The organism is Saccharopolyspora hattusasensis, assembly GCF_050972075.1.
GTDB classification, from domain to species: Bacteria; Actinomycetota; Actinomycetes; order Mycobacteriales; family Pseudonocardiaceae; genus Saccharopolyspora; species Saccharopolyspora hattusasensis.
The window spans coordinates 1429738-1446171 of sequence record NZ_JBPCDC010000001.1 but is presented as its reverse complement, the minus strand read 5'-3'; the positions used below and the strand labels follow the sequence as shown (position 1 = coordinate 1446171).

At 67.6% G+C, this 16434-nt stretch carries 12 protein-coding genes and 4 pseudogenes (1 of these 16 only partly in view); 9 read left to right on the top strand and 7 right to left on the bottom strand.

Annotated elements, in window-relative coordinates; genetic code table 11:
* Positions 1-353: 353 nt before the first annotated feature.
* Positions 354-482, top strand: a complete 129-nt coding sequence (locus tag ACRXBZ_RS05805) for a hypothetical protein (RefSeq protein ID WP_433878142.1) — start codon at positions 354-356, stop codon at positions 480-482.
* A gap of 360 nt (positions 483-842) precedes the next feature.
* On the opposite strand, the gene ACRXBZ_RS05800 is transcribed toward ACRXBZ_RS05805, so the two are convergent.
* The gene (locus ACRXBZ_RS05800) at positions 843-1349 is read right to left on the bottom strand and encodes a metallophosphoesterase family protein (protein WP_433883805.1); all 507 of its coding nucleotides are present in this window, start codon (positions 1347-1349) and stop codon (positions 843-845) included.
* A 354-nt stretch (positions 1350-1703) separates the two neighbouring features.
* Positions 1704-2291 (bottom strand): TetR/AcrR family transcriptional regulator, encoded by a 588-nt coding sequence (locus tag ACRXBZ_RS05795; protein WP_433878141.1) that lies wholly within the window; start codon positions 2289-2291, stop codon positions 1704-1706.
* A gap of 240 nt (positions 2292-2531) precedes the next feature.
* On the opposite strand from ACRXBZ_RS05795, the gene ACRXBZ_RS05790 reads away from it, so the two are divergent.
* Genes ACRXBZ_RS05790 through ACRXBZ_RS05780 form a run of 3 tightly spaced genes read left to right on the top strand, consistent with a single transcriptional unit; the run spans position 2532 to position 6089 of the window.
* On the top strand, positions 2532-2984 hold the full coding sequence (locus ACRXBZ_RS05790; protein ID WP_433878140.1) for a (2Fe-2S)-binding protein: 453 nt from the start codon (positions 2532-2534) through the stop codon (positions 2982-2984).
* A complete protein-coding gene (locus tag ACRXBZ_RS05785) occupies positions 2971-3933 on the top strand; it encodes an FAD binding domain-containing protein (RefSeq protein ID WP_433878139.1) in 963 nt (320 codons plus the stop codon). Before ACRXBZ_RS05790 ends, ACRXBZ_RS05785 begins: the two co-directional genes overlap by 14 nt.
* A complete protein-coding gene (locus tag ACRXBZ_RS05780; protein WP_433878138.1) occupies positions 3930-6089 on the top strand; it encodes a xanthine dehydrogenase family protein molybdopterin-binding subunit in 2160 nt (719 codons plus the stop codon). The genes ACRXBZ_RS05785 and ACRXBZ_RS05780 overlap by 4 nt, the downstream gene beginning before the upstream one ends.
* Before the next feature lie 25 nt (positions 6090-6114).
* On the opposite strand, the pseudogene ACRXBZ_RS05775 reads toward ACRXBZ_RS05780, so the two are convergent.
* Positions 6115-6264 (bottom strand): annotated as a pseudogene (locus tag ACRXBZ_RS05775) (IS982 family transposase); the annotation flags it as partial.
* Between the two features lie 150 nt (positions 6265-6414).
* Between ACRXBZ_RS05775 and ACRXBZ_RS05770 the strand changes: the two are divergent.
* Positions 6415-6641 (top strand): annotated as a pseudogene (locus ACRXBZ_RS05770) (alpha/beta fold hydrolase); the annotation flags it as partial.
* A 537-nt stretch (positions 6642-7178) separates the two neighbouring features.
* On the opposite strand, the pseudogene ACRXBZ_RS05765 reads toward ACRXBZ_RS05770, so the two are convergent.
* Positions 7179-7907: pseudogene (locus tag ACRXBZ_RS05765) on the bottom strand (MFS transporter); the annotation flags it as partial.
* A gap of 169 nt (positions 7908-8076) precedes the next feature.
* Between ACRXBZ_RS05765 and ACRXBZ_RS05760 the strand changes: the two are divergent.
* From ACRXBZ_RS05760 to ACRXBZ_RS05750, 3 genes are all read left to right on the top strand, one after another.
* Entirely contained in the window at positions 8077-8229 is a 153-nt protein-coding gene (locus ACRXBZ_RS05760) for a hypothetical protein (RefSeq protein ID WP_433878137.1), read from the top strand.
* Between the two features lie 576 nt (positions 8230-8805).
* Positions 8806-9261 (top strand): SsgA family sporulation/cell division regulator, encoded by a 456-nt coding sequence (locus ACRXBZ_RS05755; protein ID WP_433878136.1) that lies wholly within the window; start codon positions 8806-8808, stop codon positions 9259-9261.
* 411 nt (positions 9262-9672) lie between these two features.
* Positions 9673-10176 (top strand): DUF6314 family protein, encoded by a 504-nt coding sequence (locus tag ACRXBZ_RS05750; protein ID WP_433878135.1) that lies wholly within the window; start codon positions 9673-9675, stop codon positions 10174-10176.
* Positions 10177-11214: 1038 nt separating this feature from the next.
* Here the strand turns inward: ACRXBZ_RS05750 and ACRXBZ_RS05745 are convergent.
* The 3 genes and pseudogenes from ACRXBZ_RS05745 to ACRXBZ_RS05735 form a co-directional block, all read right to left on the bottom strand.
* Positions 11215-11784 (bottom strand): adenylate kinase family protein, encoded by a 570-nt coding sequence (locus tag ACRXBZ_RS05745; protein ID WP_433878134.1) that lies wholly within the window; start codon positions 11782-11784, stop codon positions 11215-11217.
* Between the two features lie 47 nt (positions 11785-11831).
* Positions 11832-12173: pseudogene (locus ACRXBZ_RS05740) on the bottom strand (GAF domain-containing protein); the annotation flags it as partial.
* A 685-nt stretch (positions 12174-12858) separates the two neighbouring features.
* The gene (locus tag ACRXBZ_RS05735; RefSeq protein ID WP_433878133.1) at positions 12859-13104 is read right to left on the bottom strand and encodes a hypothetical protein; all 246 of its coding nucleotides are present in this window, start codon (positions 13102-13104) and stop codon (positions 12859-12861) included.
* Positions 13105-13158: 54 nt separating this feature from the next.
* Between ACRXBZ_RS05735 and ACRXBZ_RS05730 the strand changes: the two genes are divergently transcribed.
* Positions 13159-16434 carry the 5' end (the start) of a WXG100-like domain-containing protein gene (locus ACRXBZ_RS05730; RefSeq protein WP_433878132.1) on the top strand. It continues 39465 nt past the right edge of the window, so only the first 3276 of its 42741 coding nucleotides appear in the window; its start codon is at positions 13159-13161; its stop codon lies beyond the right edge, outside the window.

Below are 16434 nucleotides of genomic sequence, written 5' to 3'. Positions count from 1 at the left end.
GTCGCGTGGCGGATCGCGATGTTCCTCGCCAACGCCGTCCTGGCAGGGTTGCACATGACGGGTTTCAGCCATGAAGTCACGGGACCGCGTTGTGGTCGCCGCTGTCCAGAACCGCTTCTGTCGGCGGCGCGCTGATGATGGTTTAAGCACGGTGAACAACGCTTCGCCCTGCCCGGTGTCTCCGCCGAGCCGGTGCCTGCTCGCGGCAGATCACGTGCTGCGGGTCGTAGGACGATGTCAGGCGTGGAGGCTCGTGTTGTCAACGGTGCAGGCTCGAAGGAACCGCGCTACCTCTCGAAGGCATCACGCTATCTCTCGAAGGAACCGCGATCCTCTTCGGCGTCTACCGCGTGATGTCGATGGCCGTCGCCACCCGCGACACCTTCGGCAACGTCGTCGCCACCGTGGTCATCTCCCGCCCGCGCGCGGCCGGTCAGCGCGGCCAAGGCAGCGAGGACCAGGATCACGAGCGTCCCGGGTGACTCGAAGAGCAGGACGACATCTGGCTCGAGGACATGCCCAAGACCGCGCCACCCGTGTTCGGCGCCTGACGCCTGTGGATAACTTCCGCAATTTCAATGGAAATTGCGGATCGTCGGCGTGTCGAACCACGACACGCCGACACCTGTGGATAACTTCCGCAATTTCAATGGAAATCGGATCTTCGATTTCCATTGAAATTGCGGCACATTCGACGACACCGCAGCGGTATCGACCGGCTGATCGCCGCCGTGCGCTGATCGCCGCCGTGCGCTGATCGCCCGTGTTCCGCTCGTTAGGCCAACCGTTCCTAAAGCTTGAGCGGATGTGCGACAAGCTCGTGATCGAGCTGTGCTGGCCTTTCAGCCGGGGCGCGGCGGTAGGCGGTGGAGCACGACGTTTCCGATGTGCTCGCCGGAGAGCTCAGCGGTCAGGTACGTGCAGTGCGGCTGGCGGCGGCGGTCGGTGGGCGAACCGGGGTTGAGTAGTCGGAGACCGCCGGGCGTCGTGGTGTCCCACGGGATGTGGCTGTGCCCGAACACGAGCACGTCGGTGTCCGGGAACCACCGGTCGCACCTGGCCTCCCGGCCCTGGGCGGGGCCGGTTTCGTGGATCACCGCGAGCCAGACGCCGTCCAACTCGGCGCGGGCGATCTCGGGTAGCCGTTTCCGCAGTTCCGGACCGTCGTTGTTGCCGTGCACGCCGATCGTCCGCGCGCCGCGCGCCTCCAGTTCGTCCAGCAGCGCGACATCGACCCAGTCGCCGGCGTGGATGACGATGTCGGCGGCTGACACCGCGTCCCAGACCTCCTCCGGCAGGGCTTTGGCGCGTTTCGGGAGGTGCGTGTCGGCGATCAGCAGCAGGTGCATGCCCCGAGTGTCGACGAGCCCGGTGCCGGTGCGCCACAGTGCGGTGACCGCGGCGGAACCTGCGCGGACGAAGTCGGCTTCGCCCTGCACTTCCGGGGTGGACGGTCACGGGACGTTACTGGCTCCGTCACCCGGGGGTGGCGCAATTTCGCGAGAAATTGCGCAACCCCCGGGTGACGCGGGTCAGCCGAGGGCCGTGCACGTCCGCCCGGAGCCGCCAGTGCGTCGAAGTGCCGCTGGTAGTCGTCGCCGTCCCACGCAGTGCGGCCGCTCGGGGCGGCGTCGCGTCCGGTTCCTCCAGCCATGGCTCGATCATCGGCAAGCCGCGTCCGGGAGGTGAGAGGGCGCCCGCGGTCAGCTTCCCGGGTGGCCTTCGCCCGTGCGCATACCTCGCCACAGCAGGTCGATGAGCCTGGCGGTCGGGCCCTGCCAGTCGCCGTTCGGATCGAGGTAGAACAGGCCGCCCAGCCCGCGCAGGACCGTTTCCGGATCCAGGTCGGCGCGGACGGTTCCGGCCTCGACGTTGGCCTCCAGCAGCATGGCGACCGCGCCGGCCATCGCCTCGTGGGCGTTGGCGGGCAGTTCGCCGTGCGACGACCTGGCGGCGCCGAGGGCCCTGGCCAGGCCTCGCTTGGTCATCATGTAGCGCGTCAGGTGGTCGGTGACCCAGATCTGGAACGCCTGTTGCGGGGAGTGCTGCTCGAGCAGGGGCGGCACGACGTCGACGAGGTGCCGCAATTCGCGCTGGTAGACCGCCAGGATGAGCGCCTCGGGAGCGGGGAAGTGCCGGTACACCGTGCCGACGCCCACGCCGGCCTGCTTCGCGATGGCGTTGAACGAGATCTCGCCCGAAGCGGCCAGCGACTTCGCCGCCGCGGTGAGGATGCGCTCGTGGTTGCGCCGGGTGTCCGCGCGTCGGGGACTTACCGCGCCCGTCGTCATCGTCCCTCCCGGTTGGCTGCCGCGTCCTCCCCGGAATGTAATGCACCGACCGCGCTCGACCTGGGGCAACCTTCGGGCGAGCGCTCTCGTTGCAGTGCGGATAAGAATCCGCTAGCGTGGTTTCCGGGACCTGAAACGGATAATTATCCGGTTCAGTGATGGTACTCGGCGTAGTTCCCACCACGACAACCCTCGCCGTCATGCTCGTCCCATCCGGTCGATCTGCGGGAAAGAGATCCAGTGGACATCTCACTCGAAATCAATGGCAGGACGGAACAGCTGGCCGTCGATCCCGGCGTGACGCTGCTGGACGCCTTGCGGGAACACCTCGGCGTCACCGGCCCGAAGAAGGGCTGCGACCGGGGGCAGTGCGGCGCCTGCACCGTGCACGTCGACGGCAGGCCCGTGCTTTCGTGCCTCACCCTGGCCGCCACCGTGAAGCGGCCGGTGACCACGGTGGAGGGTCTGTCCGACGGGGATCGGCTGCACCCGGTCCAGCAGGCGTTCGTAGACCAGGACGCCCTGCAGTGCGGGTTCTGCACGTCCGGGCAGGTCATGTCGGCCGTAGCCGCGGTCGAGCAGGGCGTCGAGGACGTCCGCGAGTTCATGTCCGGCAACATCTGCCGCTGCGCGGCCTACCCGAACATCGTCGCGGCAGTCGAACAGGCGAGGCAGGCTGATGCGTCCCTTTGAACTCACGGCACCGCCGACCGTCGAAGCCGCGCTCGCTTCGCCCGGCACGTTCCTGGCCGGCGGGACCACCCTCGTCGACCTGATGAAGCTCAACGTCCTCACGCCGCAACAAGTCCTGGACATCAACGAGTTGCCGCTGCGTGGCATCGACACGAGCGACGGGTTGCGGATCGGCGCGTTGGAGCGGATGACCGACGTCGCCGAGCACGCCGGTGTGTACCCGGCGATCTCCCGCGCCCTGCTGCAGAGCGCCTCCCAGCAGTTGCGGAACATGGCCAGCATCGGCGGGAACCTGCTGCAGCGCACCCGTTGCACGTACTTCCGCGACGTCGCCACGCCCTGCAACCGCCGGGAACCCGGCAGCGGCTGCCCCGCGATCTCGGGGGCGAACCGGATGCACGCGGTGCTGGGCACCAGCGACTCGTGCGTGGCGACGCACGCCAGCGACCTGGCGGTCGCACTGGTCGCGCTCGATGCGGGGCTCCGGCTGGTCAGCGCCACCGGGAGCCGCACCGTCAAGCTGGCCGACTTCTACCGCCTGCCAGGGGAAACGCCCGAGGTGGAAACCGGTCTGCGCCCCGGCGAACTGATCGGTGAGGTCCTGGTGCCGCGGCTGGACTGGGCGGCGCGTTCCACCTACGTCAAGGTGCGGGACCGGCAGTCCTACGAATTCGCGCTGTGCTCCGTCGCGGTCGCGCTGGACGTCCAGGACTCCCGCATCGTCGACGCCCGGGTGGCGGCCGGCGGCGTGGCGACCGTGCCGTGGCGGCTGCCCGCGGTCGAGGAGGCCCTGCGCGGTGCGCCCGCGACCCTGGCGTCCTTCGAGGATGCGGCGTCCGTGGCGGCCGACGGTGCTCGGCCGTTGCCCGGGAACGGTTTCAAGGTGTCCTTGCTGAAGCGGACCGTCGTCCGCGCACTGCTCGAACTGACCGAAGGGAGCCGCCTGTGACCAGTCGGCTGGACGGCCCGCTGAAAGTCACCGGCCAAGCCAAGTACGGGGCGGACAACAACTTCCCCGGCATGGTGTACGGGTACGTCGTGCTCAGCACGATCGCGCACGGCGAGATCGAGGCCATGGACGTCACGGCCGCGAAGAGCGCTCCCGGCGTGCTCGGCGTGTACACGCCGTTCGACCCGCTGGAACTGCGCAAACCGAGCTCCCCGGTCTTCGGCGAAACCTGGGTTCCGCTGCAGGACCGGGAGGTCACCTACTACGGCCAGCCGATCGGCTTCGTGGTGGCCGGGACCTTCGAGCAGGCCCGGGACGCGGCGCTGCTCATCGAGGTCACCTACCACGCCCGGCCTGCGCTGACCTCGCTGCAGGACGGCCTGGCTTCGGCCGAACCCGCACCGTCCAACGAAGACATCACGGTCCTCGCGGACGACGTCGAGTCCATTGAGGACGCTCTGGGTGCGAGCCCGGTGGTCGTCGAGGCAACCTACCGCACCGCGACCCAGAACCACGCCGCGATGGAGCCGCACTCCGCGGTCGCGGTGTGGGACTCCGGCAGCCTGACCGTCTACAGCGGAAACCAGGGCTCCGACCTGCAGGCGGGCGAACTGGCCGCCGCGCTGGGCCTGGAGGGCTCGTCGGTCCGCGCGCTGAACCCCTTCGTGGGCGGGGCTTTCGGCGGCAAGGCCCGCACCTCCGCACCGGCGTTCCTGGCGGCCGCCGCGGCCAAGGCCCTCGGCCGGCCAGTCAAGGCCGCGCTCACCAGGGAGCAGGTCTTCACCGCGACGGCTACCCGCGCCGCGACGGTGCAGAAGATCTCCCTCGGCGCGGATGCCGGCGGCACGCTGATCGCGCTGCGCCACGACTCGTGGTGCAGCACGCCGGCGGACCGGTCCTTCGTGGAGCCGACCTCGCACGGCACCTCCCGGGAGTGGTACGCCACCCAGAACCTGTCGATCAGCCAGCAGATCGTGCCGCTGAACATCCCGCCGACCACGTTCATGCGGGCGCCGGGCGAGGCGCCCGGGTCCTTCGCGTTGGAGAGCGCGATCGACGAACTGGCGGTCGCGCTGAACATGGACCCGATCGAGCTGCGCCTGCGGAACAACTCGCTCGCGCCGCCCGGCAACGACCTGCAGTGGTCCAGCAAGCACCTCGACGAGTGCTTCCAGGTCGGCGCGCAGCGGTTCGGCTGGGCGAACCGCCCGCAGCGCGGTCGCGCCGACGGCGACTGGCTCGTGGGCATGGGGGTGGCCACCGCCATGTTCCCGGCCCTGCGGTTCCCCGCCACCGTCGAGATCACCCTGCGTGAAGACGACACGGCCGTGGTGGCGACCAGCGGTGCGGACCCGGGGACCGGCCTGCTGACCGTGCTCGCCCTCGTTGGTGCGGAATCGCTGGCCATCCCGGCGGACCGGATCACGCCGAAGCTGGGCGACTCGGCGTTGCCCTCCGGTGGCATGTCCGGCGGGTCGACGGGTACGGCGAGCGCGGGTTCGGCCGTCATGATCGCCGCCACCGAGGTGATCGACGCGCTGCTCGCGCTGACGTCGTCACCGGGCGCACCGTTCGAGGGCGCGGAGCTTTCCTACGAAGACGGGCGAGTGCTGGCCGATGACGGCCGCGCGATGACCTTCGGTGAGGTGCTGCGGGCGCTGGGGCGCTCGTCGATCTCCGCGACCGGTTCCTCGGCACCTGGCGAGGAGCTGACGAAGCACTCGTTCAGCTCGTTCGGCGCCCAGTTCTGCGAGGTCCGCGTGCACAAGTGGACGCGCGAGACCCGGCTGTCGCGGATGCTCGGCGTGTTCGACTGCGGCCGGATCATCAACGAGAAGGCGGCTCGCAGCCAGGCCATCGGCGGGATGATCTGGGGCGTATCGGCCGCGCTGCACGAGGCCCTGGAGATCGAGGAGAGCGGTCGGCTGGCCAACGCCGACTTCGCCGGCTACCTGGTCCCGGTGAACGCGGACATCCCCGATGTCGACGTCCACTTCGTCAAGTACCCGGACACGCTGCACAACGCCGTCGGCGCGAAGGGACTGGGCGAGATCGGCACGGTCGGCATGGCGGCGGCCGTCGCCAACGCCGTTTACCACGCCACGGGCATCCGGGTCCGCCACATCCCGATCACGATCGAGGACCTCCTGGACTAGATAATTGATTCCGTGAAGTTGGTGTTTAGTGATCGAACGCGATCCTTGATCGTTTGCTTGTCACGCCGGTGGTCCAGTTGTGCCAGATGCCGGCGGCCATGGCCAGTAAACGCTGGGCGACGCGGGTGAACACGCCGGCCGGGGTGCATCCGCCGTGCTGCTCGAGACCGAGTTGTGTCCACATTGGACCGTTGGGTATGTGCGGTGCGGTGCAGGGCCAGGGCCAGGGCCCGTGAGTGGTTTTCGGTGCTATGGCACCCAAAATCACTCACGGCCAGGTGGCGACCTTCGCCGCGGCGGCGCGTGGGATTGGTAGCGGAAAGTCGCGGCCGCCGACATCCTGGCCCTGCTGGACCGGTTGGAGCTGCCGCGGGTCGTCCTGGGCGGATGCTCGATGGGCGGCTCCGTCGCCGCTACGTCGCGATGGCGGTGCCGCGGGCCGCGCCGCAACGGGTCGCGGGTCTGCTTCTCGCCGCCACCAGGGCTGTCGCCGACAACGACGAACAGCGTGCCAACCGCCTCAAGGTCGCGGATCGAGCGGAACGCGAGGGCATGCCGGTCAGCCCGCGAGTACTGCCGACGCCGCCTCGGGGGCTCGGCAGGCGGATCAGCCGACCGTTTCCTCGTGCTCGCGCTCTCCCCTGGTGGTTCGGGTTTCGCGGCGCCGCCTGCCGAGTCGGCCGCCGGCGCCTTCCGTAACTCGGCCTCCAGCCGCTCTGCCTCCTCGCCGCCGATCGCTTCGCCGCAGGCGACGAGCCCGGCGACGTCCGAGAGCGGGATCTGCTTGAGGACCAGGGCGAGGGCGAAGGCGATGCCGATGAACGGCAGGAGGTACCAGAAGACGGGCGCGAGGGCATCGGCGTAGGCCGTGACCACGCCGTCGCGCACCGGTGCGGGACGCTGGCTCAGCTTCTGGGGATCGAGCGTCGCGGTGGCGGTCGAGGCGTCCGACGCCGAGGCGCCGGACGCGGTGAAGACGCCGGTGAGATTCTCGGTGAGGCGAGTGGTGAAGATCGTGCCGAACACCGCGGTGCCGAGCGCGGCACCGACCTCGCGGAAGTAGTTGTTGGTGCTGGTCGCGGTGCCGATCATGTCGGCGGGGACCGCGTTCTGCACGACCAGCACCACCACCTGCATGATGAGCCCGAGGCCGGCGCCGAAGACGAACAGGTAGACGCAGATCAGCCAGATCGGGGTGCCGGCGGCGAGCGTCGTCAGCATGACCATGGCGGCGGCGGTGATGATCGTGCCGAGGATCGGGAAGATCCGGTACCGGCCAGTCCTGGTGATCGCGGCGCCCGAGGCGATCGACGTGCCGATGAGGCCCACCATCATCGGCAGGAGCAGCAGCCCGGAGGCGGCCGCCGAAGTCCCCGACGACATCTGCAGGAACGTCGGCACGAACCCGATGGCGGCGAACATGCCGAGGCCCAGCGCGAGGCCGATCGCGGTGGCGTTCACGAAGATCGGGTTGCGGAACAGGCTCAGCGGGATGACCGGGTCTGCGGCGCGCGCCTCGGTGATGACGAACGCGACCGCCGCCGCGAGCAGGCCCAAGCCCCAGGCCCACGTCTCGATGCCGCCGAGCGGGCCGAGGTACTTGCCGCGCTCGTTGGCCGGGACGATGTCGGCGATGATCGCCTGCGAAAGGATCACGAGCCCGCCGCCGCCCAGGCCCTGCATGGCCCGGAACACCACGAACGCCCAGAAGTCGGTGGCGAACGCGCAGCCCACCGAGGCGAGCGTGAACAGCGCGATCGCGACGAGGAACAGCCGGCGCCGGCCGAGGACGTCGCCGAACTTGCCGTAGACCGGCATGACGATCGTGGTCGCGAGGAGGTAGGCGGTCGTGATCCACACCTGGCCGGGCACATCTCGGGCCCGGCATCCGACCTCTTCGCCGACCCGTAGCTCGGCGAGCCCTACCTCGGCAACGACGCTCCAGCACCACATCGTCGAAGACCTTGAAGACAGGAAGACCGCGACCATGACCGATCGCACCTACCGCATCCCGATGAGCGGCGTCACCGGCCGGATGGGCTACCGCCTGGCGCAGGCACTTTCGATGAAGTGCGGCATCGGGCACCGCGGCCCGTCACCGAGCTACCAGGCCAGCGCCACAACGGCAGTAAAGCACTGAGGTGCCGCCGCCCTTGGTGATCATACGCAGTTCCCGTCGTCGGGGATTCATTCTGTAAGGCTGCGTTGAGCTCGCTGCGCCCGGTGGTCGTTTGCAAGCTCATCGAGTAGCCGGATAAACACCGCGAACGGTCGACGGGACCGATGGGACCCGATTACCTTCGGCGGCCCGGATTCTCACGGCTTCTTTGCCGACCCTGTCGGGTATCGCTGCTATTCCTCCTGCCGTTGGCTTCGGCCGCACTGGGCTCGGAAGTTAGCCATTGTGGGCCTATATCAGATTGCGGGGAGTGCTTCTCGTTGAACTCTGCGTTTTCGGCTGTCCAGAAGAGCGGGGATGCTTCGGGGAATCGAGGATGTTCATCCGGGCATGCTCGCTGCCCGGGACTCCCCTGTGGAGCGCGAGTGTCGTCGTGACCGGAAGCCGGGAAATATTGTTGTCCTGTTGGTTCGCCGGTCTTGCCGAGCGCGGTGCCTGGTAGTGCGCGTGAAGCTGAGGAGGCGGCGAAGCAGACGTGGTTGCGGGAAACCACCATGCTGCTTTTGATGGGGATTCGATGCTTCAGGAGTGCATCTGATGGTTAGGAACCACAGGCTGATCATCCGCTTCGGCACGATCTTCGACCTGGCGACCCCACCATCGGCGAGCGCGCCGATCCAACTTGAACTGCGGTACGACACGCGCGATCCGTACGCGGTGGGCATGATCTTCAATCCCGGCCGGAACAGCCGAGCTCACTGGATGATCGCCCGCGACCTCCTCTCCGCCGGGCTGGTAAGCCGCAGCGGGGAAGGCAACGTCCGCATCAGCCCTCGACCCGACAACCCTGAGCTCGTGGTGATCGCGCTGACCGCCCCGTCGGTACAGGGCGTCTTCGAAACGAGGGCTGATGTGCTGGCACGATTCTTGAACGACACCTATGCCGTCATTGCATCCGGCGATGAACACCGGTGGCTGAGCGTCGATGATGTGTTGAGCAGAGTGCTCCTGAACGATCAGCGGAATGACCGAAGTCCCGCCGAGCACGATTGAGCCATATTCAACCAATTGTCACATAGGTCTACCGCTGGATGGTCAAAGCCGGTAGTCAAATTCCTGGCAGCTCCATTGTTCGTGTCAGTTCTTGGCTCCTGCGTGGACCCACGACAACGCCACGCACCGGCCACACAACACGATGAAACCGCCACGGACCTGCGTGCGGGTCTCGGCGTCAAGGGGTGGTAGCGGACGACGGTGACCAGGCGCGCCAGAGCGACGACGGTCGCCCGCTGCTCCTGCCGATCTCGGCCGGGAGTGCGGCAGCCCTGCGTTCACCCGGGTGAACGTCAATTTCTCGCGAAATTGCGCCCCACCCGGGTGACGACGGCGCTGTCACCTTGACCGGATTCGGTGGATAGAGCCCGATCTCGGCGCTTGGTGCGGCAGAATGCACAGGTGGACTCCGTGCGCACCGCAACCGACTTCCGGGTCATCGACCTCGTCGCTTACTTCGCCGGACGGTGGGAGCTGGACCGGAAGATCGTCGATTCCGCCGGTGCGGGTCTGGCGGTGTTCACCGGCGTTGCGGATTTCACCCCTGACGACGACGCGCTCGTCTACCAGGAGCGTGGAACGCTGGTCATGGGGGAGCACCGGGGACCGGCGACACGGGTCCTTCGTTTCCGGGTGCGGGGCCCGGGGCTGGCCGACGTGCATTTCCACCACGGCGGCTTCTTCCACGATCTCGATCTGCGCGACGGCCGGTGGTCGGTCCGCCATCCCTGCCGCGATGATCGTTACCTGGGCGAGTTCGTCATCCACGGCCCGGATGTCTGGTGGCAGGTGTGGACGGTCGCCGGTCCGGCCAAGAGCTATACGTCCACCACTGCGTTCCGACGCATGCAGCGCACGCGAAGGTCGCCCGCCAGCGTCAGGACACAGCCCGTACCTGGGCCTTGCGTGTGGTGACCGATCACGATGCGATCGCGGTCGAGGACTTCCGCCCGAGGTTTCTCGCGAAGGCCACGATGGCCAGGAAAGCGGCTGATGCCGCGATCTCGGCCACGCAGAACGAACTGATCATGATGAAGCGCAAGCACGGCCGCCTGGTGGTGCTTGTCGATCCGAAGCACACGACGATGGACTGCGGGCAGTGCGGGGCGAGAACCAAGCACGCGCTGCCGCTGTCGGGGCGACCCGACCGCGTGCGGACACGTCTGTCCCAGAGACAAGAACTCCGCGCGTGTGATGCTGGGCCGGGCTGGGCTGTTCCCGGCTGGTGTCGAGGGCGGAAGACCTCCCGAGGCGCTGCCTCGGGAGGCTGCCTGAGCCAGAAATCCCCACTACGCCAGGAGACGGGGGACGAACAATTCCCGCCTTCGCGCGGGGGAGCAGTCAACGGTCGAGTTGTCACGTGCGAACACGACTGCGTAGCAAGAACCATTTGCCTCGACTCGTTATAGACCGTTATAGACCATGCCGTAGCCGGGTCAGTCAGTCGTAGCCACGGACAATGTGGCTCTCATCGAACTTGGCGACGGCCGGAGCCTCTGTTTGCTTGAGGCAGGCGGGTGAGGCTAGCTCGACCGGCTCGTGGTCGCTGTCCACGGGCTGCCGTTGGCCTGCTGTGAGAAGGGTAGCGGTAGAAAGATCCATTGCGGTGGCTCCTTTTCAGCACCGGGATGTATTCGCCGGCCGGGAAGCGCGAATGGGCGCGGTAGCACCTCGAGAAGGCGTATGGCCAGGTTTTCCGACACCATCCGCCGCATTCGCAGCTCTCCCCGACGCGAACGGAAAGGAATGTGGCATGGGTCACATGGTAGGCATACGTGTTTGTCCCCGCCACGATTCATGTACGTATGGCCCTCCGTCTGGGGTGAACAAGGGCATCGTGCGATGGTCAGTCCCGCCACTGATGCCCGGCAGCAGGCGAGGCCGGGAGTTCGCGGTGAGGCTTCGTTGTCGCCCCGCCGCCTACTGCGTTGCACTCTCGTTGCAGGTTTCAGGTCAGGAGTGTCCACTATGGTCTGCTGTGCCGACAGCGCTGATCGCGGGCCAACGCGCTGCCGCACGCATCGCACGAGCCTTCCACGTGGGGCGGATTGAACTCGACGTGCTAACTGCGACCGCATTCCCGGCACGTTCGCCGACCGAGGTGACGCACGATTTCGTCCTCGCCGACGTGCATTTCCAGGACCGCCTGATGTCGGTTCTCGATTGCCGGAGGAGCTGTTGCAGGAACATGGCCTGCTCGACGGTGCAGGGGAAGCCGTCGAGCAGGAAGTCGCCGGCGGCGTTGCCTTCCGTGAGACAATCGCGCACCGTCTCCAGCGTGATCTTGTCGGCAACCAGCTCGCCCCCGGACCATGAACGTTTGAGCCGATCGCCGAGAACGGTTCGGCTACCGACGTGGCGGCGGAAGAGGTCTCCGGTGGAGATGTGGGCAACGCCGAGTTGGGTTGCCAGGGTGTGCGCTTGGGTTCCCTTGCCCGCCCCAGGAGGTCCGATGAGGATCACGCGTCGGTGGACGTCTCGCTTCGCCTCCGTGGTCGTGCGGCTGGTTTCGGTCCACGTCATCTTCGTCTCACCCTCCATAGCGCCCGGCAACAGTTGCCGCATCGTGTTGCTGTTGCCGCGGCGGCAGTGACCAGGGCGACCATCGCCGGGTGAACGGTGCGCAGCGGTCCGCTGATGTCCACCGAGCCGAGGATCTCACCCATATCCGGGTCGCGGAATTAGGACTGGCCGCGCACGTCCAGTTGTGATAGGTGCGAACCAGGTGCTCGGCGACGTAGATCTGCACCGGTTTGCCGACGGCGAGCGTGGTGCCCATCGCGTTGGTGCCGATGGCGCCCTCCGACCAGCGGGTTCCTTCTGCCAGCCGCACCCGGTCGGCGCGCCGGGCGACCTCGGGCATTGCCCTCGCGCCAGAGGATCAAGCCGTCCCGGTCGGTCACGATCACTAGTGCGGCCACGCCGCGGCTGCGGGAGAAGGCCAGGCGATGACCAGTGTGGTGGGCGGGCAATTCTCGATGGGGCCGTAGGTCACGGCCTGCGGTGGGTACCTGGGGCGGACCGAACTGTGTAGATCACCGGCCTGCACGTGTAGAGCCATCGTGCCTGGTCACCAGTCGTGAGTGCGAAAACGGGCTGGAGCCCGTTTTTGCACTCACGACACCCGACCTGCGGCAACGGCACCCTGTACCGGTCGCAATGGAGGTCACGAACAAGCTCGGTGTCGGAGCGAGGCCGATGCCTCTTTTCTTCTGTCGCCCGGGTTAAAGGGGCACAATTGTCGGTCTTTCGTGGTGGAGTGCCGTGTTGTCTGGCAACATCCTTCCGATGTTGCGTGTGCGACGTTGAATGCGCGCATGACGAGAAGTGGTGAGGGGCGATGCTTGGTCAGAAACGTTGGTTTCTGCTGGCAGCCCCACATCCGCTTCCTGATGTCACGGACAGGTTTCTCGACTGGATTCGCCAACCTCGCTCAGGGCGAATCGCCCAGGTGGGGCTGGAGACCTTTACTTGTGGGACAGCTGTGCGGGGCGTCGGGCTTTCGCACCAAGTTCAGGAGCGCGGCACGGGTCGACTCGACGCGCCCCCGCAGGCGCGTATTGCGGAGGTCGTGGTGTTCTGCAATGAACTCCGTGATCAGCGATGTGGCCGGTCGGTCTCGACGGCGAAGAAAACCGACGCCGCCGTGAGAATCGCGTTGTCGCGCTTGAGAATCGCGTTGTCGCGCTTGAGTTCCGTATTCTCCTGGCGTAGCCGTTGCGACTCCGCTGACTTTTCGGACGCTACACCCGCACGCGCCGCGGTGTCGGTCTCGCTGTGGCGAACCCATCTGCGCGCCGTCTCGGCTGTCCTGAGACCTGGTGGATCGGCCAGCGTCTGCATCGCTGACCGCTCCGGGGCATTTCTAGTCGCTGGTTTGAGGGTTGGGTGGGTGTGATGTTTTCGTCGATCATGGTGCCGGAGGGGGTGAGGCGGCTTTTTCAGGTGTTGACGGGTGAGGATATGACGGATGCGGATGAGGGTGTGTTGTTCGCGGTGGCGGATGCGTTGGAGTCGGGTGCGGCGGAGCTGGGTGAGGTGCGGGCGTTGGTGGCGGAGTTGGTGGGGAAGGTGCGGACGGAGTTTTCGGGGAAAGCGGCGGACCGGTTCGCGGACGGGTTGGGGATTTTTGATGGGTTGTTGTCCTCGGGCCAGGCGGGGTTACTGGATTTAGCGGTGTTCGTGCGGAAGACGTCGCAGCAGGTGCGGTATCTGAAGCTGGTGACGATTTATAGCCTGGAATTGCTGGCGGTGGAGATGTCGTGGGCGATGCAGTTTGCGGGGGCGACCGCTGGCGCGACGCTGGCGTGGCTGGCGGCGCGGATGGCGGTGATGCGGTTTTTGTTGACGAGCTGGTGGAGGCAGTTGTTCATGCGGTTGGCGATGATGGCGGCTGGTGGTGTGGTGTTCAACGTGCTGCCGGACGTGCAGGCCCAGCTGCAGATGTGGGGTGAGGAATCGGCTGAGAAGTGGGATAGGACGCTGACCGAGCAGGCGGCGGGGATGGGGGCGTTCTCGGCGTTGGTGGCGCTGCCGATGTCGGCGGTGGGCGGTCTGGTCAGCAACACGTTGACGAAGGTGCTGGTGAAGGGCCTGGGCGATGACGTGGACGCGGCGATTCTGGAGGCGGCGGTGAAGAAAGCGGTGGCCGAGCACGCGGAGTTGTATCCGGTATCGGCGATGGCGAAGTTCGCGGACGCGGTGGGCAAGAGCCTGGACAATTATGCGGGGATGTCGTTTCAGGCGATGTGGTTGGCGCGGTTCGGCAGCGGGCTCGGGGAGGCGGTGGCGGGCTCGTTGTCGGAGTTGTTCGGGGAAGCGTTGTATGCGGCGGCCACGGGCCAGAAGGTGACCTGGAACCCGTTTAGTTTGACGGCGGGTTTCTTCGAGACGGTGTTCAGCGGTGTGGGCAATCTGGCGGGTTTGGCGTTGCGGGGCAAGCTGCACCCGGAAGGCCCGAGCCCGTACCTCGAGGGCACCGGCGGGGGTGGGGATGGCAGCGACGATGGTGGCGGGTCCGGTGGGGAGAAGACCCCGCTGCCGGGGGCAGGGTCCGGGTCGCAGACAGGGGACATCCCTGGCTCCCCAGACAAAAACAGCACGTTCATCCCATCCGATGCCTACGATACCTCGCAATCGGATGCCTCGGATGCCTCGCGACCGGATGGTTCGCGATGGGATGGCTGGGCGGGCTCGGATTCCGGGGCCGGCTCGGATTCCTCGAGTGTGTCTGATGTGGACTCTGTGTTCTCGGATACCGGGTCGGTGGATTCGGCTGCGGTGTCGGTGTCTTCTGGTGATGGCCTGGTGGTGCCCGGTTCCGCTGTGGTGTCTGCCGTTGTTGTGGGCGGCACAGACGGTAAGGACGGCACGGACGGTAAGGACGGTAAGGACGGTAAGGACGGTACGGACGGTAAGCGGGGTGCCGATGGCGGTGTGCCGGGCAGGGACGCGGCCGGTGATGTTCCGGTGGGGCCGGGTGCCGGGCAGCACCGGCCGGGCACACCGCCACCGGCATATTCCGGTGGGGTGTCGGGTGTTGGTCCGGACCGGCCGGGCACACCGCCGCCGCCGTACAGTCCGGGTCCCGGTGGCGATCAGGCCGTGCCTGGGAAGCGGCCGCTGGAGGTGTCTGCCTCGAAGACACCGGACTCCCCGACGGTGACCCCACATGCTTCTGATGTGCCCGCGGATCCCCCGCGCCCGCAGACTGTCAGGCCCGGGTCTGTCGTGGGCCCCGGTGGTGTGCCTGCGGATGCCGCGCGTCCGGGGACTGTCGGGTCCGGGTCTGTCGTGGGCTCCGGCGGTGGTGTGCCTGTGGGGCATCCGGGGTCGGAGACTGTCGGGTCCGGGTCTGCTGCGGATTCCGGCAGTGGTGTGTCCGGGGGGCATCCGGGGTCGTCGGGTGGGGTGACCGGCCGCGATGGGGATCCCGGTGCGGACTCGGTTGCGGGGCGTGGGGATTCGCATCGCGAGGATGAGGCGGTGGTGTCGCCGGATTCGGTGACGCTGCCGGGGGAGGGGTCGCAGGCGGCGCCGTCTCTGCATCGGGATCCACTGGCGGTGTTGCCGGCGGGCTTGCCGGCGGACACGGTGCGGGTGCCGGTGTCCGCGAATGTGGTTGCTGGTGACGGGTTGGCGGAGTTCGTGCAGGGTGTCGCGGGTTCCACGGGCGGGCCTGTGCTGCTGGTGTCCGACAGCGATCCGGACGCGGGTGTGGTGGTGCCATCGGGTCAAGGGTCGGCACTGGCGCAGTATCTGGGCCGCAACGTTGTCGCGATGACGCCGGGACAGGCCGGGCGCGAGCCGCAGTTAACGGTATTCCCCGCGGATGGTTCTCGTCCCAAGCTGCTGGCTGGGCCTGGTGCCGCGGTGCTCGCCGCCGGGCGGAGTGGGGGCGTGGCCGGCTTGGCGGACGCCTCGGCAACGGTCCCGGCCTCCGGTGGGGAGCCGGTGGCCCGGGGTGAGGCACCGGCTGCCCAGCAGAGGTCGGTGGTTGGGGAGGGACAGCCCGCGGCGGTCACGTCCGATGCCGGGGCGGGCACGGTACGGGATACCAGTCGGATACCGGTGGGGCAGTGGACGCCGTCGGAACTGCGCCGCGCGATCGCCGAGGCGAAGCAGCTGGAGTTGTCCAGCAAGGAAAAGGAGAAAGCCAGGCAGATTGTGCAGGGCACGCATGACGTCGCGGTGTTGGCTCGTGGGGTTGCTGTCGTGCCGCTGGAGGGTGTGGTGGCGCTGGTCGCGGCCAGGTACCACGACCTTGGCCCGGAGCACCGGGCCGAGGTGGTGGAGTTTTCCGGGGCGCTGGCGGACTTGCTGCGTACGCGGCGCAGCGAGCCGGTCATCCAGGCCGGGGCCGGGCCGGCACGGCTGTCCAGTGTGGAGCCCGCCCCGGTGCCCTTCGGTGAGCTGAAGCCGCTGACGCCGCTGACGCCTTCGGTGGATGGGGGGTCTGAGCCGCGTGGCGGCGACGCGGAGTACGGGTGGGATGGGTCGCGGGGGTCGCTGCCGGATGTGGTGGATGGCCGGCGTGTGGTGCCGGGCGCGGAGGATTTGGCGGGGGTGTCCGAGGATGGGCAGGCGGCGCTGGACGCTTTCGTGGCGGCGACGGGAGTGGTCGCGCGGCCGAGGCTGGCTGGGGTGGATGGTCACGCCGAGGTTGATGGTCAC

What these genes read in the sequence shown, in the direction of transcription:
- ACRXBZ_RS05805 (WP_433878142.1), top strand. Translation starts at nt 354, where the DNA reads ATGTCGATGGCCGTCGCCACCCGCGACACCTTCGGCAACGTCGTCGCC.
- ACRXBZ_RS05800 (WP_433883805.1), bottom strand. Translation starts at nt 1,349, where the DNA reads ATGCACCTGCTGCTGATCGCCGACACGCACCTCCCGAAACGCGCCAAA.
- ACRXBZ_RS05795 (WP_433878141.1), bottom strand. Translation starts at nt 2,291, where the DNA reads ATGACGACGGGCGCGGTAAGTCCCCGACGCGCGGACACCCGGCGCAAC.
- ACRXBZ_RS05785 (WP_433878139.1), top strand. Translation starts at nt 2,971, where the DNA reads ATGCGTCCCTTTGAACTCACGGCACCGCCGACCGTCGAAGCCGCGCTC.
- ACRXBZ_RS05760 (WP_433878137.1), top strand. Translation starts at nt 8,077, where the DNA reads ATGACCGATCGCACCTACCGCATCCCGATGAGCGGCGTCACCGGCCGG.
- ACRXBZ_RS05755 (WP_433878136.1), top strand. Translation starts at nt 8,806, where the DNA reads ATGGTTAGGAACCACAGGCTGATCATCCGCTTCGGCACGATCTTCGAC.
- ACRXBZ_RS05745 (WP_433878134.1), bottom strand. Translation starts at nt 11,784, where the DNA reads ATGACGTGGACCGAAACCAGCCGCACGACCACGGAGGCGAAGCGAGAC.
- ACRXBZ_RS05735 (WP_433878133.1), bottom strand. Translation starts at nt 13,104, where the DNA reads ATGCAGACGCTGGCCGATCCACCAGGTCTCAGGACAGCCGAGACGGCG.